This is a genomic window from Mycobacterium palustre, assembly GCF_002101785.1.
Lineage (GTDB): Bacteria > Actinomycetota > Actinomycetes > Mycobacteriales > Mycobacteriaceae > Mycobacterium > Mycobacterium palustre.
The window spans coordinates 1-1619 of record NZ_LQPJ01000038.1 but is presented as its reverse complement, the minus strand read 5'-3'; the positions used below and the strand labels follow the sequence as shown (position 1 = coordinate 1619).

Annotated in this window: 2 protein-coding genes and 1 pseudogene; all 3 read left to right on the top strand. The window is 67.9% G+C overall.

The window, feature by feature from the left end:
• Positions 1-198: pseudogene (locus tag AWC19_RS03210) on the top strand (IS21 family transposase); the annotation flags it as partial.
• Positions 195-986, top strand: a complete 792-nt coding sequence (istB, locus tag AWC19_RS03205) for an IS21-like element helper ATPase IstB (RefSeq protein ID WP_062895396.1) — start codon at positions 195-197, stop codon at positions 984-986. The pseudogene AWC19_RS03210 and the gene istB, both read left to right, overlap by 4 nt.
• A gap of 45 nt (positions 987-1031) precedes the next feature.
• On the top strand, positions 1032-1610 hold the full coding sequence (locus AWC19_RS03200) for a hypothetical protein (protein WP_062895398.1): 579 nt from the start codon (positions 1032-1034) through the stop codon (positions 1608-1610).
• The last annotated feature ends 9 nt before the right edge of the window (positions 1611-1619 follow it).

Below are 1619 nucleotides of genomic sequence, written 5' to 3'. Positions count from 1 at the left end.
GTGGGCTCGGTCAATGCCGATGTGGTGGCGCTGGAAGCCCGCCGGGCCGCCGAACAGCGCGCCGGCCTCGGTTCGCCACCCGGCGGCGGTGAGGGCGCCCAGGTGCTCCGGCTCGCTGAGCACCGCCTGATCGCCGACGAGCGGCCGTTGCCGTCGGTGGCCCCCTATGACACGCTGCTGGGGCAGCAGAGCTCATGAACACCACCGCGCGTCACACCGTCACCGATCAGGCCGCGGTCGCGGCAATCGAACAGGGCGCCCGGATGTTGCGGCTGCCCACCATCCGTGACCGCTTCGCCGAGATCGCCGCCGCGGCCGAACGTGAACAGCAGTCCTATCTGGGGTTCTTATCGGAGCTGATGATCGCCGAATGCGAGGACCGGGATCGCCGCCGGGCGCAGCGCCGTATTCATGACGCCGGGTTCCCTCGGCCAAAGCGGCTTGACGAGTTCAGCTTTGAGGCCAACCCCGCGATCAACCCCGCAGTCATCGGCACCCTGGCGACCTGCGCCTGGGTCAAAGCCGGTGAACCCTTGTGCTTGATCGGCGACTCCGGGACCGGCAAGACTCACCTGCTGATCGGGTTGGGAACCACCGCCGCCGAAGCCGGTTACCGCGTCCGCTACACCCTGGCCAGCAAGCTGGTCAATGAACTCGTCGAGGCCGCCGACGAGGCCCACCTGAGTAAGTTGATCACCCGCTACGGTCGGGTGGATCTGCTGCTCATCGATGAGCTGGGCTACCTGCAATTGGACCGCCGCGGTGCGGAGTTGCTGTTCCAGGTGCTCACCGAGCGCGAGGAACGCGCCTCGGTGGCGATCGCGTCCAACGAGCCGTTTTCCGCGTGGACCAAGACCTTCACCGACCCGCGACTGTGTGCGGCCATCGTCGACCGGTTGACCTTCGCCGGGCAGATCATCGAAACCGGCACCACCTCCTACCGACTCGCCCATGCCCGCACCCGCCGCACCAGCACCGCGCAGTAACTCACGCGCCTCTGGCCGGCCTGCAGCCGATACAGTGACCAGGTCATGTTGGTCGCCGATCTGCAGCACTTCCTCGACGTGGGCCCCGAGACCCCCGGGCCGGCCCGTGCGCTCGCCGAGCACCTGGGCGGCATCGTTTCCGCAGCGTCGGCCGGCGACGCTCACACCCGGTGGGAAACCGCGCTGCCGTGTCGGCGCCGACCCGCCAACCGCCGCTGCCCGGGCCGCATCACGGTGGTCCGCGGCGATGCTGAGCAACCCATCGGCTGGCAATGCAGCCACTGCGGCGACGACGGCACCATCAGCAACTGGGCAGCATCAATCTACGATCTGCGTCGCCAGCAACTGACCGCAGCCCAACCGCGCCGCGACATTCCCATCGACGCTGACACCGCAGCGACCCTGCGCACCCTGCCCTTCCTCGACAACAACTGTCAGAGAGCGGTTTTCGCGATCTGCGCCCACGGCGGCGAGCTTCATCTCACGATGACCGCCGCCGAACTCGACGACCTGATCGATGCTCTGGCTGCCGAGTCCAATCATGAACCCCACCGCCGCCGTCAACGCCAACTCGACACCGCCTACGACACCCTGACCGCCGCCACCGACACGCCCCGGTGGTGACCCAATGGC

Excerpts from the sequence above, each read along its gene's own strand:
- istB (WP_062895396.1), top strand. The coding sequence starts at position 195 with ATGAACACCACCGCGCGTCACACCGTCACCGATCAGGCCGCGGTCGCG.
- AWC19_RS03200 (WP_062895398.1), top strand. The coding sequence starts at position 1,032 with ATGTTGGTCGCCGATCTGCAGCACTTCCTCGACGTGGGCCCCGAGACC.